The sequence below is a fragment of the Neobacillus sp. B24 genome (genome assembly GCF_055381825.1).
The window spans coordinates 5,213,752-5,234,101 of sequence record NZ_AP035777.1 but is presented as its reverse complement, the minus strand read 5'-3'; the positions used below and the strand labels follow the sequence as shown (position 1 = coordinate 5,234,101).

At 46.5% G+C, this 20,350-nt stretch carries 20 protein-coding genes and 1 pseudogene; all 21 read left to right on the top strand.

Translation table 11 applies throughout. The features are described 5' to 3' along the window. Window positions 1-116: 116 nt before the first annotated feature. A pseudogene (gene spoIIR, locus ACZ43M_RS25760) lies at window positions 117-626 on the top strand (stage II sporulation protein R); the annotation flags it as partial. Between the two features lie 1,558 nt (window positions 627-2,184). Beyond that, window positions 2,185-3,054 (top strand): ABC transporter permease subunit, encoded by an 870-nt coding sequence (locus ACZ43M_RS25755; RefSeq protein ID WP_464505359.1) that lies wholly within the window; start codon window positions 2,185-2,187, stop codon window positions 3,052-3,054. Further along, the gene (locus tag ACZ43M_RS25750; protein ID WP_464505358.1) at window positions 3,051-4,049 is read left to right on the top strand and encodes an ABC transporter permease; all 999 of its coding nucleotides are present in this window, start codon (window positions 3,051-3,053) and stop codon (window positions 4,047-4,049) included. Before ACZ43M_RS25755 ends, ACZ43M_RS25750 begins: the two co-directional genes overlap by 4 nt. Window positions 4,050-4,172: 123 nt before the next feature. Beyond that, complete coding sequence (locus tag ACZ43M_RS25745; RefSeq protein WP_464505357.1) at window positions 4,173-4,619, top strand: GNAT family N-acetyltransferase; 447 nt, start codon at window positions 4,173-4,175, stop codon at window positions 4,617-4,619. Between the two features lie 177 nt (window positions 4,620-4,796). Continuing rightward, window positions 4,797-5,843: an L-threonylcarbamoyladenylate synthase gene (locus ACZ43M_RS25740; RefSeq protein WP_464505356.1), complete on the top strand. Its 1,047-nt coding sequence runs from the start codon at window positions 4,797-4,799 to the stop codon at window positions 5,841-5,843. A 144-nt stretch (window positions 5,844-5,987) separates the two neighbouring features. Then, window positions 5,988-6,545: a manganese efflux pump MntP gene (locus ACZ43M_RS25735; RefSeq protein ID WP_464505355.1), complete on the top strand. Its 558-nt coding sequence runs from the start codon at window positions 5,988-5,990 to the stop codon at window positions 6,543-6,545. Between the two features lie 53 nt (window positions 6,546-6,598). After that, the gene (locus tag ACZ43M_RS25730) at window positions 6,599-7,042 is read left to right on the top strand and encodes a low molecular weight protein arginine phosphatase (RefSeq protein WP_464505354.1); all 444 of its coding nucleotides are present in this window, start codon (window positions 6,599-6,601) and stop codon (window positions 7,040-7,042) included. Window positions 7,043-7,151: 109 nt separating this feature from the next. After that, window positions 7,152-7,598: a ribose 5-phosphate isomerase B gene (gene rpiB, locus ACZ43M_RS25725; RefSeq protein ID WP_464505353.1), complete on the top strand. Its 447-nt coding sequence runs from the start codon at window positions 7,152-7,154 to the stop codon at window positions 7,596-7,598. A gap of 37 nt (window positions 7,599-7,635) precedes the next feature. Further along, window positions 7,636-8,202, top strand: a complete 567-nt coding sequence (locus ACZ43M_RS25720; RefSeq protein ID WP_464505352.1) for a TIGR01440 family protein — start codon at window positions 7,636-7,638, stop codon at window positions 8,200-8,202. 151 nt (window positions 8,203-8,353) lie between these two features. Beyond that, entirely contained in the window at window positions 8,354-9,595 is a 1,242-nt protein-coding gene (gene glyA, locus ACZ43M_RS25715; protein WP_464505351.1) for a serine hydroxymethyltransferase, read from the top strand. Window positions 9,596-9,766: 171 nt separating this feature from the next. Next, complete coding sequence (gene upp / locus ACZ43M_RS25710) at window positions 9,767-10,396, top strand: uracil phosphoribosyltransferase (RefSeq protein ID WP_464508117.1); 630 nt, start codon at window positions 9,767-9,769, stop codon at window positions 10,394-10,396. Window positions 10,397-10,881: 485 nt separating this feature from the next. Further along, the gene (locus ACZ43M_RS25705; protein WP_464505350.1) at window positions 10,882-13,155 is read left to right on the top strand and encodes a S8 family serine peptidase; all 2,274 of its coding nucleotides are present in this window, start codon (window positions 10,882-10,884) and stop codon (window positions 13,153-13,155) included. 376 nt (window positions 13,156-13,531) lie between these two features. Next, window positions 13,532-13,750: an AtpZ/AtpI family protein gene (locus tag ACZ43M_RS25700; protein ID WP_464505349.1), complete on the top strand. Its 219-nt coding sequence runs from the start codon at window positions 13,532-13,534 to the stop codon at window positions 13,748-13,750. Window positions 13,751-13,756: 6 nt separating this feature from the next. Beyond that, the gene (locus ACZ43M_RS25695) at window positions 13,757-14,131 is read left to right on the top strand and encodes an ATP synthase subunit I (RefSeq protein WP_464505348.1); all 375 of its coding nucleotides are present in this window, start codon (window positions 13,757-13,759) and stop codon (window positions 14,129-14,131) included. 23 nt (window positions 14,132-14,154) lie between these two features. Beyond that, window positions 14,155-14,865: a F0F1 ATP synthase subunit A gene (gene atpB / locus ACZ43M_RS25690; RefSeq protein WP_464505347.1), complete on the top strand. Its 711-nt coding sequence runs from the start codon at window positions 14,155-14,157 to the stop codon at window positions 14,863-14,865. 53 nt (window positions 14,866-14,918) lie between these two features. Next, window positions 14,919-15,131 carry a F0F1 ATP synthase subunit C gene (atpE, locus tag ACZ43M_RS25685; protein ID WP_006838507.1) on the top strand — a complete coding sequence of 71 codons (213 nt, stop codon included), beginning with the start codon at window positions 14,919-14,921 and terminating at the stop codon, window positions 15,129-15,131. 161 nt (window positions 15,132-15,292) lie between these two features. Continuing rightward, on the top strand, window positions 15,293-15,820 hold the full coding sequence (locus ACZ43M_RS25680; RefSeq protein ID WP_464505346.1) for a F0F1 ATP synthase subunit B: 528 nt from the start codon (window positions 15,293-15,295) through the stop codon (window positions 15,818-15,820). Next, window positions 15,817-16,353 carry a F0F1 ATP synthase subunit delta gene (locus ACZ43M_RS25675; RefSeq protein ID WP_464505345.1) on the top strand — a complete coding sequence of 179 codons (537 nt, stop codon included), beginning with the start codon at window positions 15,817-15,819 and terminating at the stop codon, window positions 16,351-16,353. The genes ACZ43M_RS25680 and ACZ43M_RS25675 overlap by 4 nt, the downstream gene beginning before the upstream one ends. A gap of 24 nt (window positions 16,354-16,377) precedes the next feature. Continuing rightward, window positions 16,378-17,886, top strand: a complete 1,509-nt coding sequence (atpA, locus tag ACZ43M_RS25670; RefSeq protein WP_464505344.1) for a F0F1 ATP synthase subunit alpha — start codon at window positions 16,378-16,380, stop codon at window positions 17,884-17,886. A 96-nt stretch (window positions 17,887-17,982) separates the two neighbouring features. Further along, the gene (gene atpG, locus ACZ43M_RS25665; protein ID WP_464505343.1) at window positions 17,983-18,840 is read left to right on the top strand and encodes an ATP synthase F1 subunit gamma; all 858 of its coding nucleotides are present in this window, start codon (window positions 17,983-17,985) and stop codon (window positions 18,838-18,840) included. Window positions 18,841-18,916: 76 nt separating this feature from the next. Next, a complete protein-coding gene (atpD, locus tag ACZ43M_RS25660) occupies window positions 18,917-20,338 on the top strand; it encodes a F0F1 ATP synthase subunit beta (RefSeq protein ID WP_464505342.1) in 1,422 nt (473 codons plus the stop codon). Window positions 20,339-20,350 lie beyond the last annotated feature (12 nt).

The following is a 20,350-nucleotide window of genomic DNA, read 5'->3' as shown; positions in this document are numbered from 1 at the left end:
GGAGCCATTTTTGGCTGGTCAGAGGTTTCTTTTCTCAAAAATAGTAGAATTTAATAGTTTAAGATTCTGGCATTCTGTCCACAATGTTAAAGCAAAGGGAAGGGACGGTGCTAGAGATGAGAGGGAAATTAGTAGTTTGGAGTTACTTGCTTGTATTATCGTTTGCTACGATATTAAATTTATATATGCCAAAAACTGAGGCGGCACAGAAGGAGTCGATTGTGATTCCGGGGGAAGCGATTCGCCTCCGAATTCTTGCCAACAGTGATTTTGAAAAGGATCAGGCAATCAAGCGCAAGGTGCGCGATGCGGTCAACGCGCAGATTACGCTTTGGGTGCAGGATTTGACTTCGATGGAGAAGGCGCGCGAAGTGCTGAATGCCAAACTGCCAGAAATTCAATCGATTGCAGAAAAAGTAGTTCTTGAACAAGGTTCGGACCAGTCGGTAAAGGTTGAGTTCGGCGAGGTGCAATTTCCGACGAAGCTGTACGGTCAGTTTTTATATCCCGCCGGCAAGTATCAAGCGATTCTGATTACCCTCGGCAAGGGCGAAGGGGCGAACTGGTGGTGCGTGCTGTACCCGCCGCTATGCTTCTTGGATTTTTCAAATGGGGTTGCAGTAAGCGAGGGGTTTGAAGAGAAAAAAGGCTCCAAAAAAGGTGACGTTAAAGTTGCAAAGGCACAGACTCAGCAAGATGAGGAAATCTCAGAGAGGCAGCCACAGTCAGTAGCAACGGAAGAGATAGAGAAGCAGGACCAGCTCGAGGCATCGGAAAAGACGACGGAACAGCGCCAGCCAGAAGCTGCGGAAAAGACAGAGAAGCAGCAGGTAGAAAAGAAAACAGTGAAAAAAGAGGCAACAAAGAAGCCAAACCAGAAAAAGGCTAAATCACCGATTAAGTCGGACGCCAAGACCGCGCACGATATAAAGAAGCAAAAAGCATTGTTTGAAGAGGAAACGGTCGCAGCGGACGACATTGAAACAATAGTACCTATGGAGAAAAAGAAGCCGGTGAAAAAGGCCGCTAAGCAGGATCCAGTGTATGTTGCTGAAGACGAACAACCAGTTGAAGTGAAGTTCTTTGTCGTTGAGATGTGGGATAAAATGTTTAATTAAATGGGATGAAAGACACACGGGCTGTGAGCGTAAAGGGTGCACGAAGACAAATTGACAAACGAAATGGCATACGAATTGACGTATGCCATTTTTGTTGTCGTACCAAGGGTTTAGAGGGTGTTTCAAGAAGAATTAACAGGGTAATAAATAAGTTAAATAGCAAGGGACAATACTTATTGTACAACTAAAAATTAATGTCAAATTAAATGCCATTTTTAATGCCAAAACCGGTGCCAGTTGGGGAGTCTTTGGCTACCGAAATGGTGAAACTCCAGTGAGTTCGGTCACCAATAGAGGGTCTTGGCTACCGAAATGGTGAAACTCCAGTGAGTTCGGTCGCCAATAGAGGGTCTTAGCTACCGAAATAGAAAACACCGAGTGAGTTCGGTCGCCAATAGAGGGTCTTAGCTACCGAAATAGTGAAACTCCAGTGAGCTCGGTCGCCAATAGAGGGTCTTAGCTACCGAAATGGTGAAAATCCAGTGAGTTCGGTCGCCAATAGAGGGTCTTAGCTACCGAAATAGAAAACACCGAGTGAGTTCGGTCGCCAACAGAGGGTCTTAGCTACCGAAATGTTGAAACTCCAGTGAGCTCGGTCGCCAATAGAGGGTCTTAGCTACCGAAATGGTGAAACTCCAGTGAGCTCGGTCGCCAATAGAGGGTCTTGGCTACCGAAATAGTGAAACTCCAGTGAGCTCGGTCGCCAATAGAGAGTCTTGGCTACCGAAATAGTGAAAATCCAGTGAGCTCGGGTGCCAATAAGGGGTCTTGGCCACCGAAATGAAGAAATCTTGGAAAAAAACGTGCCCAATTCACTACTTCAAAACACCAAAGTTTGCTAAAACATCCTAAAAAAGAGTGCCATTTCGATTCAAAAAAGCACTCTTTTCTATGTTATTTTGTTGTCATATTCTCTGGCACTTGCTATGCCAAAACAATGTCATGCACCTCTAAAGTGAACCCTTTACTGTGAGCGGCACAGTGTGTTTTTTTATTTTAAAAAAGGGAAATGGATTTTTTTGGAGAATACAATATAGGTCTTTTTTCTTGGAGGGGAATGTTGGATTTGCTGAAAAAAATCTTGTATCTGCCGGTGCGGCTCATTCTGATTATCGCCGGGTTTTTATTTGTGGTGAAATTGCCTTCATTATTGGTATTCAATAGTGAGGATGGAAGGACACAACTCCATTTTGCTGATTTTACGGAGGCATACAGCTACGCTGTTAAGGCCTTCATTCAGATGGATGGAATTGCGGAGCTGAAGTTATATTTTGCAGGGGACGGGCTGGATCACTATTTATACACGATGAATATATTATGTATTTCCATCCTGGTGGTTGGTATTGCAGGTATAGTGGGAGCTGTCACGATCATGCTGCTTCCGGGGAGGCTCCGAAAAGCGGTCACTGGCCTAATCAATTTTACAGCGACAGCCCCGGAATTGCTGGTTATTTTCCTGCTTCAATATTTAGTCATTTATATTTATAAAACCTATCATATCAGGCTGTTTAGTTTATATGGGTTCTTTAATGCTTCCCCAAAATTTGCGCCGATTTTCATTGCCTCGTTCCTTCCAGCTATTTTTTACATTCAGTTAATCCTGAAGGAGCTTTTAAACGAAGAGCAGCAGGAGTATATCCTGTTTGCGCGGGCGAAGGGGATGCCATATCGAATAATTTATGTGAAGCATATTATTCGCAACGTATCGCCGTTCTGTCTGATCCATTTTCGGATTGCCATTTGGTTTTTGCTTACGAATATCTATGTGATGGAATATCTTTTTTCATTAAAAGGCTTTATGCTGGGGCTGTTCCAAATGTCCGATGCGGGTTTTCTTATTGGACTGCTGATGTTTGCAGTCCCGATACTGCTTGCCAATGGACTTGGCAGGGTGGGGAACTTCTTATTGAATCGAAAGGAAAAAACTACGTTATGAACCTACTAAAATACAAAGTGGCCATCGCGGGAGTGCTCTTTTTGACGGCCCTGTTAATTCTGAGCTTTTTGTATCCTGTATTTGGGCCAAAGGACTTTGGCAGAATGATGTTTATCTATAATGATGAAGGAACCTTAATCGGCCGTGCGCCGTTTGCCCCTTCGCTTCACCATCCATTTGGTGTCGACCGAAATGGGCAGGACATTCTGTTCATGCTGATTTACGGCGCGAAATATACACTTATCATGGCCTTTGGGGTCACACTGCTACGAGTATTCTTGGGCGGAATCCTCGGGATCCTCCTTTCCTTATGGCTTCGTCGGATTCTTCCAGCCGTGAAGGATTTTCTGCTCGTCTTTCAGCTGGTGCCGCCAATCGTTTTGACCTTGCCGCTCGTTTCCCAGCCCATGAACAATCAGGACGCTATTAATAGCTTCCTGCTTTACCAAATGCTGATTCTAGTGATCGTGGGCATTCCCGCGATTATTACGGTAAGTACGGATATTATGGAGAAATTAAAAGCTGAAACGTTTATTCAAAGCTCTTATTTAATGGGCGCAGGCCATTTCCATGTATTGAAAACCCAGCTTAAACCCTTTTTAAAATCCTACGGGTTATTAATTGGGCTGCAGCACTTCATTAATTCGCTCGGGTTAATCATGTTCCTTGGGGCGTTTCACATCTATATTGGCGGCTACTCCATGGAAACAGTAATCGGATTAGACATTCCGAATTCTTTTACGAAGGAATGGGGAGGCTTAATTGGACAGAATTTTGGAGAATTCTCTAGGGCTCCATGGATTGTGTTAGCGCCACTGTTTTCATACTTTTTTATCATCATCCTTATCAATATGATAAAAAAAGAACTGGAAACAAGGATGGACCCTCACGTATTAAGTTACGCTGTTAAAAAGAAAACAGGTAGGGCTGAGAAAAAAGCAATCAAGGACGTGCCGTCTAGTTCGGATTTCACCTTGCAGCGGCAGCATCTTTAGGAAAAAATGCCGGAGTATATCGATGGACTAAATGAAAATTTACTAGATTCCCTTGCTTCTGGTTCTACTTCCTCTATTTTTTCAATAGTAATAGAGTAGAATCGAAAAAATGGGGTGGAGTGGATGAAGACGTTGATTCGTCAGGCAAATAAAGAGGATCTTGAGGGGCTGCGGAAGTTTCTGGAGCGGGCAAATCTTGGGAGTGATGGACTAACAGGAGAGAGTGTGAGTTCGTTTTTGCTGCTGGAGGATGAGGCAGGGGGCTTGAAGGGGTCGCTCGGCATGGAGGTCTTCGAAGAGTTTGGACTGCTGCGCTCCTTGGTGGTGTCGGCTGGACAAGCTGAGAAGGAAATTTTCATGTTGTTTGATCAAATGGTCGCTTTGGCAAAGGAAAAGGGAATGAAAAGTTTGTTTTTGGCAACCAATAAGGGAGCGGCATTGCCGTTTTTTGAATTGATGGGTTTTGAGAAGATTGGGCGTGGCGAGTTGCCGGTTGGGTTTTACCAATCTGAGCACATTCGACAAGTGCTAAATGTGGATAACTCGGTGTTTTTAAAGTTTAACCTATAGATTTGTGGATATTCGCTCAAAGTTATCCACTTTTTCCGCTAACTTATGCACAATTTGTGGATAAGACTTGTGTTTGCGCCAACCTTCTTTTATACTTTCAAACGTACTTAGTGAAAAAACAGCGTGAATTCGTCAAATTTCGATAAAAGTTTTAGAGATTTTGAAGGTGGATAAATGATGGATACGAGAGTGTGGAAAGTGGATAAGTATGTGGATAATTTGGAGATTAATCCACAAGTTGTGGATGCCGCTCATTTCTTAAGGGAAAATGAAGTGGTGGCGATGCCGACGGAGACCGTTTACGGATTGGCTGGCAATGCCGAAAACGATGAAGCGGTAGCGAAAATTTTTGCCGCCAAGGGCCGTCCCGGGGATAATCCATTAATTATTCACGTCGCCGAGCGCCAGCAGCTGGACAGGTTTGTTGCGGAGGTTCCCGAGAAAGCTTCGCTATTAATGGATGCGTTTTGGCCGGGTCCGCTGACGATTATTTTTAAACTGAAGCAAGGCGTGCTGTCGGAAAAAGCAAGTGCAGGACTTGGGACCGTTGGGGTGAGAATGCCAGATCACCCGGTAGCTTTGGCGCTGCTAAGAGCCTGCGGCCTGCCGATTGCGGCACCGAGTGCAAACAGCTCCGGCAAACCGAGTCCAACGACAGCCGGCCATGTGCTCGATGATTTGTCGGGAAAAATTGCCGGTGTTGTCGATGGCGGGGCAACCGGAGTGGGTGTTGAATCAACGGTGATTGATTGTACGGAGACGGTTCCAGTAATCTTAAGGCCGGGCGGGGTGACCCGGGAACAGCTGCAGGCGGTGGTCGGTGAGGTACGGGTTGATCCGGCGCTGTCTGGGGAAGAAGGCTTGCGGCCGAAAGCTCCAGGCATGAAGTACACACACTATGCACCGAATGCGCCGCTGTATTTGGTGTCAGGGACCCGGGAGTTTTTGCAGGGGCTTGTAGCGGAAAAACGGAGCGAGGGCTTGCGGGTCGGGGTGCTGGCAACCGAAGAATCGGCGGATTTCTATGCTGGTGATGTCGTGCTGGCCTGTGGCCGTCGCTCGGAACTAGAGACAGTGGCTGCTGCGCTTTATGATGTACTGCGCAAGTTTAATGATTTGCGGGTCGATATTATTTTTAGCGAGATGTTCCCAGTAGCTGGCGTGGGGCATGCGATTATGAACCGGCTGCAGAAAGCGGCAGGGAATAAGGTAATAGTGGAATGAGACACCGGGCTCCTATGAAAGGGGGCTTGGTGTTTTTTCTTGGGGTCCTTTGGCACGGGCTAGTCCGTCGATTTCCCCATTTGGCTTCTAAATCCCGTTGGACGTGCATATGTTGAATTAGTTAGTCCAAGGGGTGAAGGCAGAATGTCAGAGATGGTTGGGGAAATGGTAACGCTCATCTTGATGGCCGCAGCGCTGGGGATGGATGCGTTCTCGGTCGGGCTTGGCATGGGAATGTACAAGCTGGGGATGCGTAAGATGTTTGAAATCGGAATAACAATCGGGCTGTTTCACGTGTTGATGCCGCTCGCTGGAATAACGGCAGGGAAATTTTTATCAGAAAAATTAGGCGCCTTTGCCTCCTTTATTGGCGGTCTCCTACTCATCATTCTGGGTGTCCAAATGATATGGTCGAGCTTGAAAAAAGACGATGAAAAGGTCATAACCCCGGTTGGTTTTGGGTTGCTGCTTTTTGCACTCAGTGTAAGCCTTGATAGTTTTTCAGTCGGGCTTACCCTAGGGATTTACGGAGCCAAAACGGTGTTGGTTCTTTTGTGCTTTGGTATTATGGCTACTGTGCAAACATGGGCTGGCCTGTTTCTAGGCAAAAAGGTGCGCGGCTTTCTCGGCGCATACAGCGAGGCATTAGGCGGGGCAATCTTGCTTGGCTTCGGGATTAAATTAATTTCAATCTTCTGGTAGGTTTTTAAATATGGAAAATTTGTCTTATAATGAGGGGAAAGGGGGTTGTCATTATGCAGCAGCGAATACTATTTGTGTGCACAGGAAATACATGCCGCAGCCCAATGGCCGAGGCGATTTTAAAAAATAAAAACCTGGACGGAATTGAAGTAAGGTCAGCCGGGATTTTTGCGTCAACCGGCAGTGAGGCGTCACCAAATGCGAAGCAGGTCCTCGATAACAACAATATTGCCCACAATCATCGCTCAACCTTGCTGTCAAGGGACGAAGTGGACTGGGCTGATTTGATTTTAACGATGACAGCCTCGCATAAACAGGCCATCGTGCAGCAGCACCCGCGCGCCATTGAAAAAATGTTTACACTAAAAGAATATGTCGGGGAAACCGGTGACCTCGACGTCAGCGACCCATACGGCGGCAGTCTGGCGACCTACGAATATACCTATAAACAGCTTGAAAAACTGATTGATAAAGTGATCGAAAAACTAAAATCATAATACCCCTCAAGGACATGGGGGGTTTTTTATTTTGGTTCTTTGTCACTTTATATTTTTGAGGCGGTGTGTCAAAATTAAAGGTAATAATAGTTAATAGGGGGTAGTTTTGATGAAAGTGGCATTGGCATCTGATCATGGCGGAATCAATATTCGCAAGGAAATCGCCAATTTAATGGATGAGTTAAAGATTGACTATGTGGATTTTGGCTGTGATTGTGAAACATCGGTCGATTATCCGGACTATGCGCTGCCGGTTGCGGAAAAAGTGGCCAGCGGCGAATTTGACCGCGGCATATTGATTTGCGGCACCGGCATTGGCATGAGCATTGCTGCTAATAAGGTGAAAGGCATTCGGTGCGCCCTTGTGCACGATACGTTTAGCGCAAAGGCAACGCGGGCTCATAATGACAGCAATATTCTTGCAATGGGCGAGCGCGTGATTGGTCCTGGACTGGCACGGGAAATCGCAGAAATTTGGCTGACTGGTGAGTATGAGGGCGGCCGTCATGGCAACCGCATCGGGAAAATTACACAGTACGAAAACAACAATCTTTAGGATGGCTGGGCACCATGACCAAGGGAGGCCGGGAATCATGATTCAACAATGGGAAAACGAACTGGAACAAGTGTTAACTGAGTTTAACGAACAGGTGTCGTTGAAGCCGGGGAAGCTGTTGGTTGTTGGCTGCAGCACGAGCGAAGTCATCGGCGAGCGGATTGGCACAGCCGGGACGCTCCAAGTGGCAGAGATGATTTTTCGCCAATTGCGGAAAATTCAGTCTGAGACGGGGATCCAAATGGCGTTTCAGTGCTGCGAGCACCTAAATAGGGCACTCGTGATAGAGCGCTCAGTTGCCCAGCAGCGAGGCTATGATGAAGTTTCTGTTGTGCCTGTCCGCACTGCTGGCGGGGCAATGGCCGCCTATGCGTTTGAACACATGGAAGATGCCGTTGTGGTCGAGTTCATCAAGGCGGAGGCCGGGGTGGATATTGGCCATACGTTAATCGGCATGCACCTGAAACATGTAGCTGTACCGGTCCGGGTCAAGCAGAAAACCGTTGGACATGCCTATGTGACCTTGGCAAAAACAAGGCCGAAGCTGATTGGCGGGACGCGGGCTGTTTACGAACGAAATCATGAAAATACGAGCTGTAGTTAAGTAAAACACGAATGATTTCTTTATTTTGTACTTGTTTTTCGAGAAAAACGCGAACATAACTTCGGAATGTACTTAATCCAAAAACATGTTACAATAAAGAAGAAATTTTCATACTGTTTTGTATTCATACATAAATGAGGGGGATGGAATCATGAAGCATTTGTCTCAAAGTGACGAGCAGGTTTTTGCAGCGATTGGGCAAGAATTGGGCCGTCAGCGTTCAAAAATTGAATTGATTGCCTCAGAAAACTTTGTCAGTGAAGCGGTTATGGAGGCGCAAGGCTCTGTTTTAACCAACAAGTATGCGGAAGGCTATCCGGGACGCCGCTATTATGGCGGCTGTGAATACGTCGATGTGGTCGAGGATTTGGCCCGCGAGCGCGCCAAGCAAATTTTTGGAGCAGAATATGTCAACGTCCAGCCGCATTCCGGTGCGCAGGCGAACATGGCTGTTTATTTCACGATCCTTGAGCAGGGAGACACAGTGCTTGGCATGAATTTATCCCACGGCGGCCATTTGACACACGGCAGCCCGGTCAACTTCAGCGGTATCCAATATAACTTTGTTGAATATGGTGTCGATGCCGAAACGCACCGCATCGATTATGATGACGTTCGTGCGAAAGCACTTGAGCACAAGCCGAAGTTGATTGTTGCCGGTGCTTCAGCCTATCCGCGTGAAATTGATTTTGCTAAGTTCCGCGAAATTGCTGATGAAGTTGGCGCTTATTTGATGGTCGACATGGCACATATTGCCGGTCTTGTCGCAGCTGGTTTGCATCAAAATCCAGTTCCATATGCTGATTTTGTAACCACTACTACCCATAAAACCCTTCGCGGTCCGCGCGGCGGGATGATCCTTTGCAAAGAGGAATGGGGCAAGAAAATCGACAAATCAATTTTCCCTGGAATTCAGGGCGGTCCGCTCATGCACGTGATTGCCGCTAAAGCAGTAGCCTTTGGCGAAGCACTGCAGGACAGCTTTAAAGACTATGCCCGTCATATTATTTTAAATGCCCAGCGCTTGGCTGAAAGCCTGCAAAAAGAAGGCTTAAAGCTTGTTTCCGGCGGAACGGACAACCACTTACTGCTTGTCGATGTTACTACGCTTGGGTTAACAGGTAAGGCTGCGGAAAAGGTATTGGACGAAATTGGCATTACTGTTAACAAAAATACGATTCCGTTTGACCAAAACAGCCCGTTTGTCACTAGCGGCGTCCGGATTGGAACTGCAGCTGTCACGAGCCGCGGCTTTGGTCTTGATGAAATGGATGAGATTGCTTCGATCATCGCGTTCACTTTGAAAAATCATGAAGATGAAGCCAAGCTTGAGGAAGCGCGGGGACGCGTTGAGGCATTAACAAGCAAGTTTACGCTATATCCAGAATATTAACAGCTAGAATCGGCCTTACTATTATAGTGGGCCGATTTTTTTGAGTCGGCATAACGGTAAGGGCAGATTTTTTTGAACAATCTGATTTAAGTATCTCAGTTGCCCAAGGTGTGTTTTTTCTGTAAAATGAGACGACTGCAAAAATTATATTTTATAAAAGGGGCGATGATTGTGGCCAAGGTGTACGTTTTTGACCATCCACTCATTCAGCACAAGCTTACTTACATACGTGATAAACATACTGGAACGAAGGATTTCCGCGAGCTTGTTGACGAGGTTGCTACGTTAATGGCGTTTGAAATTACCCGTGATATGCCGCTCGAGGAAACCGACATTGAAACACCGGTATGCATGACGAAATCTAAAATTCTGTCTGGGAAAAAAATTGGAATCGTACCGATTCTTCGGGCAGGTATTGGCATGGTCGACGGAATACTAAAATTGATTCCGGCAGCAAAGGTCGGCCATATCGGTTTGTACCGTGACCCTGAAACTTTGAAGCCTGTTGAATACTATGTGAAGCTGCCAAGTGATGTGGAAGAGCGCGACTTCATCGTCGTTGACCCAATGCTGGCAACAGGCGGTTCTGCTATTGAAGCGATTCATGGCTTGAAAAAGCGCGGCGCTAAAAATATCAAATTTATGTGTTTGATTGCAGCACCGGAAGGCGTCGAGGCTGTGAAAAGTGCGCACCCTGACGTGGACATCTACATCGCCGCGTTGGACGAGAAGCTCAACGACCACGGCTACATCGTACCGGGTCTTGGCGATGCCGGCGATCGGTTGTTTGGGACGAAATAATTTTTAAGGAAGTTACCTTTTAGCCAGGCCTGAGCGCCTGGCTTATTTTTGTGGGAAAAAGGGGAGATGTAAATAAATCGGAAAAGTTGTAAATAAACGAGGGAAAGTTGTAAATAAGTTTTAAAAAGATGTAAATAAAATGAGGGAAGTTGTAAATAAAACTGTAAAAGTCGTAAATAGATTTGCGAAGGTCAAGATAAGTGGGGAAAATCAGGGGGTGTGCCGGTAATATGTGAGAAATCGCCGGTAAAGTTGGGAACTCCGCCGGTAAATTATGAAAAATGACCGGTAAAATCTTGATCGACCAGATTATCGTGAAAAGTGACCAGATTCATCCAGGAAATGGCCAGAAAAACATATAAAATGACCAGATAAAATCCGAAACCGACCAGAAAACCACAAAATTAGGCCAGAATACCTCTCCATCACCCTGTATACTTTCCCCGCCTGATGAAAACGCTATGGAAAAAGGGGAAATTTTCATCATGAAATTGCTTCTTGCACTACTTTTAGCATTGCCGACCTCATTTACCCTTCTGGAATCACAGCATCGCACCCTAAATCACCCGCCCATTCCGAAATCGACAAAGGAAACGGTGGCGATTGTGATGCTCAATCAACCTCGATCACAACAGGAAATAGAACAGCTCCTCCAACCATATAAAAACATCAAACTGAGACGAATTTTTCACGAAGCGCTTAACGGTTTTTCCGTACAAGGCAGCCCGGACGATATCGCCAAGCTGGCCAAGCATACTCCTGTTACCCATGTGTCGCCGGTTACGGAGTACCGGGTGGAAACCGAGGAAAGTATCAAAATTATTGGCGGCCATGGGGCCCGCGGCATTTTTACCAAAGAGAACGAGCGGCTCACGGGCAGGGGCGTGAAGGTAGCGGTCATTGACACTGGCGTCGATTACAACCATCCCGACCTGCGCCGGAATTATGGCGGCGGTCATGACCTTGTCGACGATGACAACGACCCGATGGAGACCCTTGCGGCCGGCCGCGCGACCATCCATGGCACCCATGTTGCCGGAATCATTGCCGGTAATGGAAAAATTATGGGTGTTGCACCTGAGGCCAAGATAGTCGCTTACCGGGCGCTAGGTCCTGGCGGCGGGGGCACCACCGAGCAGGTAATTGCGGCAATTGAGCAGGCGATTAAAGACAAGGTCGACATTATGAACCTGTCACTTGGGAATAGCATCAATGGACCGGACCTGCCGATCAGCGTGGCACTGGACAATGCTGTCGATAAAGGGATTGTCGCGGTGGCGGCGTCTGGTAATTCCGGGCCGAATGTGTGGACAGTCGGTTCCCCGGGGACATCCACCAAGGCGATCTCCGTTGGCGCCTCCACACCGACGATGGAAATCCCCCATTTATTAATAGAAGGAATCCGGGATCGGTTTCGGATTCAGCCGATGGAGGGTTCGGCGGCATGGAATCTGGACAGGTCACTAGAAATCATCGATGGCGGACTTGGCCGGAAGTCGGAATTGAAAGATGTTCAGGGAAAAATTGTCCTGCTGAAACGGGGGCAAATTACCTTTCAGGAAAAAGCGGAAAATGCCCAGGAGGCAGGGGCGAAGGCAGTAGTGGTCGCCAATAATGTGAGCGGAACCTTTATTGGTAACCTCGATGCACCAGCCGACCTGCCAATCGGTTCGATTACGAAGCGTGAGGGAGAGATTTTAAGAAAAAAAGTAAAAGGAAAGAAAGTGACCGCACGTGTAACCGTGAAAGAAGAGCGGGACAAGCTGGCCGACTTTAGCTCGCGCGGGCCGGTAACCGATACGTGGGATATCAAGCCGGATTTGGTTGCGCCGGGTGTGGCCATCAACTCGACAATACCGGGCGGGTACCTGTCGCTGCAGGGGACGAGCATGGCCGCGCCGCATGTGGCCGGTGCTTGCGCTTTAATTAAGCAAGCCCATCCGGACTGGTCGCCGGAGCAAATCAAAGCAGCGCTGATGAATACTGCGAAACCGCTGATGAAGGATGAAGATGAAGCTAAAGCAGTGATTCCAAAAATTAAAGTTGGTTTGGGCAAGAAGGAGCCGACCCCTACATCCGCCCCTTATTACCGCACCTATGAACAGGGGGCGGGCCGGATACAGGTCGATGAGGCCATCAAGACAGAATCGCTGGTTACACCCGGGAGCATTCGGTTTGGGAAGTTCACGGGCAGCAGTAATTCACAGGGTACGGTTTTGCATGTTGAAAATGTCGGAAACCGTCCCCAGCACTTTTCGTTTGCGATTCCGTCCCATGTCGCCGGCCTAAAGTGGCAGATGCCGATGTCATTCACACTTGAGCCGAAGGAATCCAGGGACGTGGAGGTAAGGTTAACGGTTGACCCGGAAATTTTTAAAGGGAAAATCCATGATGGCTTTCTTAAGCTGGAGGCGGGGACTCAGACGATACATATCCCGTTTCTATATGTCCTCGAAGAGCCGGGATACCCAAGAATTATGGGGTTTGATTTTGCGGAAGGAGATAAGCCGGATACCTATCGCTATGAGGTGTATGTTCCGGGTGGAGCAGAGGAATTTGGGATCGCGCTGTTCGACCCGAATGATTATCGTTTCGTCGGCTTCCTCGATAGCAGCACGAATGTGAAAAAGGGGTTAATTAGCAAAGAATTTGCCGCCGAAGACATTCCTTATAAGGGAACCTTTCTAGCCAAAGTCTTCGCTAAGAAAGCCGGCAAAGAAGATTTCATCGAAACGATGATCTACATCGGGGGCCCTTGATAGCAGGGCTCCTTTTTGGGAAATAATGCATATCCACATATTCACATAATTAGAATTATCCACATTGGTGCCTGACACCAAACAAAAAAGTTCACAAAATAGACACAAACTGGTCAAATTTCCGCCAAATTTTCCAATAAAATAAAAGTGATGTAAGTCACACGAAATTGGTAAAAATTTCGGGAAATTGTTTGTGGATTAATTCACGTAAACGCATTGACATTGCCTGGTGCCTATTGTATGCTAACAAAGGGTGTGAATGATAGGGTTTTCATTGACATTTCTGCCATTTCACCCGCCACTAAGCCGGCTAATCTATTTCCCAATTACCACTTACCATATGCATTTCATTCTCTGACAGTGAGGATGATTTTCTATGAAAAAAGACCGCAATCCATACACGGCGATGGCCCTGATGTCTACCATTCTCGCAAGTCTTGCGGGCTGCACCTTACTCGGTGTTTTTGGAGGCAAATGGCTGGATCACCATTGGGGCACAGAACCAATTTTCTTAATAATCGGATTGTTCATTGGGCTTGCAGCAGGCATATACTCGATGTTGGTGTCAGTCCGTCATTTCTTTTCAGGAGACTAAACAGCCATGCCCGAATTACAAGCGATGTTCTCAAGACAACGAAGATGGATGTTTTTTTTATTGTCTTTTTATGTACTTGGCTGGGGGTTCACCGCTTACAAGTCAATCTTTATGGGGTTGATTTTTGGGACGAGTTTGAGCCTTTTTAATTTGTGGTTAATGGTCAGAAAAGCGGACCAATTTGGAGACAATGTGCTAAAAGGGAAAAAAGTCCGTTCACTCGGCTCTTTTTCAAGAATGGCAACAGGGGCATTAGCTGTTGTCGTCGCGATGAGGTATCCAGAACAATTTCATCTCATCAGCGTGGTTATAGGATTAATGACAGCCTATATTGTCATTATGATAGATTTTTTTATTCACTCAGTAAAGATACATAAATAGCGGGGGAAGCGAGGTGAATACTGTTGCATCATGAAAATCCGATAGTAACATTTCTGGGTCTCCAATTTAACCTGGCAAACGTGCTAATGATTACGGTTGCGTCTGTGATTGTCTTTTTACTAGCCGTTCTGTCCACAAGAAAACTGGCGATGAAGCCGACAGGCCTGCAAAACTTCATGGAATGGGTCATGGATTTTGTGAAAAATATCATCAACAGTGCAATGGATTGGAAGGATGGCGGCCGTTTCCATGTGCTTGGAATCACCATCATCATGTACATCTTTGTGGCGAATATGCTGGGACTTCCATTCTCTGTCGTCATTGACGGCAAACTATGGTGGAAATCTCCAACCGCCGATCCAGCGGTCACATTGACATTAGCAACATTAATTGTGGGCATGTCTCACTACTATGGCGTAAAGATGAAAGGAACAAAGGCTTACGGTGCGGAATTCTTCAAACCGTTCTGGTTCATGTTCCCTATTAAAATTATCGAGGAGTTTGCGAATACTCTGACTCTCGGTCTCCGTCTTTACGGTAACATTTACGCGGGTGAAATCCTGCTCAGTTTACTAGCAGGCGGTCTTGCAACCGGTGTAGGCGGAACTTTAGCCGCTATTTTACCGACGTTGGCATGGCAAGGTTTCTCTGTTTTCGTAGGCGCAATTCAAGCGTTTATCTTCACAATGTTAACGATGGTGTACTTGTCTCACAAAGTGAGCAGCGACCATTAATATAAACCCAATAAAATTTATTTATTCATACATTTAAAGGAGGAAATTTTCAAATGGGTCTTTTAGCAGCAGCAATTGCAATTGGTTTAGCGGCACTAGGTGCTGGTATTGGTAACGGTCTTATCGTATCTCGTACAGTAGAGGGTATCGCTCGTCAGCCAGAAGCTCGCGGTATGCTTCAAACAACAATGTTCATCGGGGTAGCGTTAGTTGAGGCGATTCCGATCATCGCGGTTGTTATCGCGTTCATGGTTCAAGGTCAATAATCAACATTTAGTTGATGGAAAAATGGCGAAGATCATTCGTGAGAACCTTCGCCATTCGTTTATGTCTTTATGAGGTGCGGCCGTGGCCGCAAAGTTATTTTAAAAAACGAAAATAATCGATCTGATATAGAGGAATGACTCTTGAAGGGAGTGAACCCGAGGTGTTAACAAGCAGTCTATTACTAGGTGCTGCAGCTGAACATAGTGGAATCAATACTGGTGACATCGTGTTCCAGCTTGCGATGTTTATCGTGTTAATGCTATTGCTCAAGAAGTTCGCATGGGGTCCGTTAATGGGCATCATGAAACAACGTGAAGAGCATGTTGCAGGCGAAATCACAGCGGCAGAAAACAGCCGCAAAGAAGCAGCGAAACTATTGGAAGAACAACGTAATCTTTTAAAAGAAGCGCGCAACGAAGCGCAAAGCTTGATGGAAAATGCGAGAAAGCAAGGCGATGTCCAGCGTGAAGAAATCATTGCCGCTGCCCGCACAGAAGCAGAGCGCTTGAAAGAAGGCGCGAAGCTTGAAATCGAGCAGCAGAAGGAAAAAGCCGTTGCCGCAATTCGCGAGCAGGTAGCACACCTGTCTGTTTTGATTGCCTCTAAGGTAATTGAAAAAGAACTGAGTGCAGCTGACCAAGACAAACTCATTAACGAATATATTCAAGAGGCGGGAGATATCCGATGAGCAGCTCGATGGTAGCAAAACGCTATGCGCTTGCTCTTTTCCAAATCGCCAAAGAGACTCAGCAGCTTCAAGTGTTTGAAGCGGAACTTCGCGTCGTAAAGGAAGTTATCCAATACACACCGGAGTTAAATGCTGTCTTGAAATCTTCCAAGCTTACGATTGATAAGAAAAAAGAGATTGTAACGCAGGCGTTTGCAACAGTGAATCAATATGTATTAAATACACTATTGATCTTGATTGATCGTCACCGTGAAGGTGAAATTGCGAATGTCGCAAACGAATACATTGAGCTGGCCAATCAGGAATTGGGTATCGCGGAGGCTGAAGTAACCAGCACGCGGCCGCTTTCTGACGCAGAACGAGAGGCTCTCTCTGCTGTTTTTGCTGCAAAAATTGGCAAAAGCTCACTAAAGATTGAAAATGTCGTAGATTCCGACCTGCTTGGAGGCATAAAGCTTCGCATCGGAAATCGTATATATGACGGGACCTTGCGCGGCAAGTTAGACCGTCTGGAACGTAAACTGTTAGGATAAGAATCGTAGATAGGGGTGAAACTCATGAGCATCAAAGCTGAAGAAATCAGCGCCCTGATAAAAAAGCAGATTGAAAACTATCAGGCAGAAATTCAAGTGACCGATGTTGGTACTGTTATCTCTGTCGGTGACGGTATCGCACGTATTCATGGCCTTGACAACGTCATGGCTGGAGAACTTGTTGAATTCGCAAACGGCGTTATGGGTATGGCACAAAACCTTGAAGAAAATAACGTCGGTATCATCATTCTTGGACCTTTTACTGAAATTAAAGAAGGTGACGAGGTTCGCCGTACAGGACGCATCATGGAGGTTCCAGTTGGTGAGGAACTAATTGGACGTGTTGTTAACTCATTAGGACAACCAATCGATGGCATGGGTCCAATCAATGCATCAAAAACCCGCCCTGTTGAGCAAGTGGCAACAGGCGTTATGGCTCGTAAATCGGTTCATGAGCCGCTGCAAACTGGTATTAAAGCGATTGACGCCCTTGTGCCAATCGGACGCGGCCAGCGTGAGTTAATCATCGGTGACCGTCAAACTGGTAAAACATCCGTAGCAATCGATACAATCATCAACCAAAAAGGTCAAAACATGATTTGTATCTATGTAGCGATCGGACAAAAAGAATCAACTGTACGTAACGCGGTTGAAACTCTTCGTAAAAATGGTGCGTTGGAATACTCCATCGTTGTGTCTGCATCTGCATCACAGCCTGCCCCAATGCTATTCTTGGCACCATATGCAGGGGTTGCCATGGCCGAAGAATTCATGTTCAACGGCAAGCACGTATTAATCGTATATGATGACTTAACAAAACAAGCATCTGCTTACCGTGAGCTTTCCTTGTTACTTCGCCGTCCTCCAGGCCGTGAAGCCTATCCAGGGGATGTATTCTATCTGCACAGCCGTTTACTTGAGCGGGCTGCAAAATTAAATGATTCACTTGGTGCTGGTTCGATCACAGCGTTACCATTTATCGAAACACAAGCAGGTGACGTTTCTGCTTATATCCCAACAAACGTTATCTCCATCACTGATGGACAGATTTTCTTGCAATCCGACCTATTCTTCTCCGGTGTACGTCCAGCGATCAACGCAGGTCTTTCCGTATCCCGTGTAGGTGGTTCAGCGCAAATCAAGGCGATGAAGGCAGTTGCCGGTACACTCCGTTTGGACCTTGCTTCTTACCGTGAACTTGAGGCGTTTGCCCAGTTCGGTTCTGACCTTGATAAAGCCACTCAAGCAAAGCTTGCCCGTGGTGCCCGTACCGTTGAGGTTCTGAAGCAGGATTTGAACAAGCCGCTTCCAGTTGAGAAGCAGGTTGCGATCCTTTATGCGTTAACACGTGGATTCCTTGATGATATTCCATTGCAGGACATTCGTCGTTTTGAGTCTGAATACTATAATTGGTTAGACCACAACCGCAAAGACCTGTTAGACCATATCACCAAAACGAAGAACCTTCCGTCTGACGAGGATATGGCTGAAGCAATCAATGCCTTCAAAAAGACATTTGCCGCTTCTGAATAATAGAGTCTAATTTTTAGAAAGGCTTTGGGGTGACACTTGCGCACAAGCAGCTTCACCCCGAGCCCAACATTCTTTAAATGAGGGTGGTGAGAACCAATGGCATCATTACGCGATATTAAAAATCGGATTAATTCGACGAAAAAGACGAGTCAGATTACCAAAGCGATGGAAATGACTTCAGCAGCAAAGTGGAACCGCGGTGTCCTCAATGCGAAATCGTTCGTGCCTTACATGGAAAAAATCCAGGAAGTTACGGCATCGATCGCAATCGGATCAGGCGGCGTTGTTCATCCAATGCTCACGTCCCGCCCGGTAAAAAAGACCGGCTATATCGTCATGACATCCGACCGTGGGCTGGCTGGTGCGTTCAATAGTAACGTCATCCGCAAAGTCCATCAAACAATCCAAAGTCGTCATAAATCGAATGATGAGTTCGCAATTATCGCCATCGGCCGGGTAGCCCGTGACTTTTTTATCAAGCGCGGTTATAACGTGGTACTTGAAATCATCGGGATTTCAGACCAGCCAAGCTTCCAGGACATTAAAGACCTGACAAGTTCCACCGTTGGCATGTTTGAGGACGGCACATTCGATGAACTATATATCTATTACAGTCACTATATCAGCGCGATTTCACAGGAAGTTACCGAGAAGAAGCTGCTTCCGTTAACGGATCTTTCAACTTCTCACAAGCTCACTTCCTATGAATTTGAGCCAAATGCCGAAGAGATTCTCGAAGTTCTCCTGCCGCAATACGCAGAGAGCTTGATTTACGGTGCCCTTCTTGACAGCAAAGCCAGTGAGCATGCTGCCCGAATGACTGCGATGCGCAACGCAACCGACAACGCAAGCGAACTCATTCGCAGCTATACACTAAGCTACAACCGTGCCCGTCAAGCGGCAATCACACAGGAAATCACCGAAATCGTCGGCGGCGCAGCAGCGCTTGAATAGTACATTTTTGAAAAAATAAATGTTCGTTTTTTTATAAAAGGTTTGGTTTTAACAGAGTAAGTTAGGAGGGAAAACGATGAGCAATGGACGCGTTCTTCAGATTATGGGTCCGGTTGTTGACGTTAAGTTCGACAATGGTCACCTGCCTGAGATCTATAATGCATTAAGAATTGTCAAAAAAGCACAAAATGCATCAGAGGTTGATATCGATTTAACCCTTGAAGTCGCTCTTCATCTTGGTGATGACACGGTTCGTGCAATCGCCATGTCAACTACCGACGGGTTAACTCGCGGAGTGGAGGTAGAGGACACCGGCAGACCGATTTCGGTACCGGTTGGTAATCCTACATTAGGCCGTGTATTTAACGTATTAGGTGATGTAATCGACCTTAAGGAAGAAATTCCGGCAAGCGAGCGCCGTGATTCGATTCACCGCGAAGCGCCAACATTTGAAAATCTTTCTACAGAGGTAGAAATTCTTGAAACAGGGATTAAAGTAGTAGACTTGCTTGCTCCGTATATCAAGGGTGGTAAGATTGGTCTGTTCGGTGGTGCCGGTGTAGGTAAAACCGTATTAATTCAGGAGTTAATTAACAACATCGCTCAAGAGCACGGCGGTATTTCCGTATTCGCCGGCGTTGGTGAGCGTACTCGTGAAGGAAACGACTTATACCATGAAATGACTGACTCAGGCGTTATCAGCAAAACAGCGATGGTATTCGGACAGATGAACGAGCCGCCGGGAGCACGTATGCGCGTAGCCCTGACTGGTTTGACAATGGCTGAATATTTCCGTGATGAGCAAGGACAAGACGTGTTGTTCTTCATCGATAACATTTTCCGATTCACACAAGCAGGTTCCGAGGTTTCCGCGTTGCTTGGCCGTATGCCATCTGCGGTAGGTTACCAGCCGACACTTGCAACTGAAATGGGTCGATTACAGGAACGTATTACTTCAACTAATAAAGGTTCTGTTACATCCATTCAAGCGATTTATGTACCAGCCGATGACTATACTGACCCGGCTCCGGCTACAACTTTCGCTCACTTAGATGCAACAACAAACCTTGAGCGTAAGCTTTCCGAAATGGGTATCTACCCAGCGGTGGATCCGTTAGCATCAACTTCTCGTGCGTTAACACCTGAGGTTGTTGGTGAGGAGCACTACGAGGTAGCTCGTAAAGTACAGCAAACACTGCAGCGTTACCGTGAATTACAGGATATTATCGCAATCCTTGGTATGGATGAACTTGCTGATGAAGATAAGATGGTCGTACTTCGTGCCCGCCGTCTGCAAAACTTCTTATCACAAAACTTCCACGTTGCTGAGCAGTTTACTGGTCAAAAGGGTTCATATGTACCTGTTAAGGAAACTGTTCGCGGATTTAAAGAAATCCTTGATGGTAAGTATGACCATCTTCCTGAAGATGCGTTCCGTCTTGTCGGCCGTATTGAAGAAGTGGTTGAGAAAGCCAAAAGCATGGGCGTAGAAGCATAATCTGATCCAGGG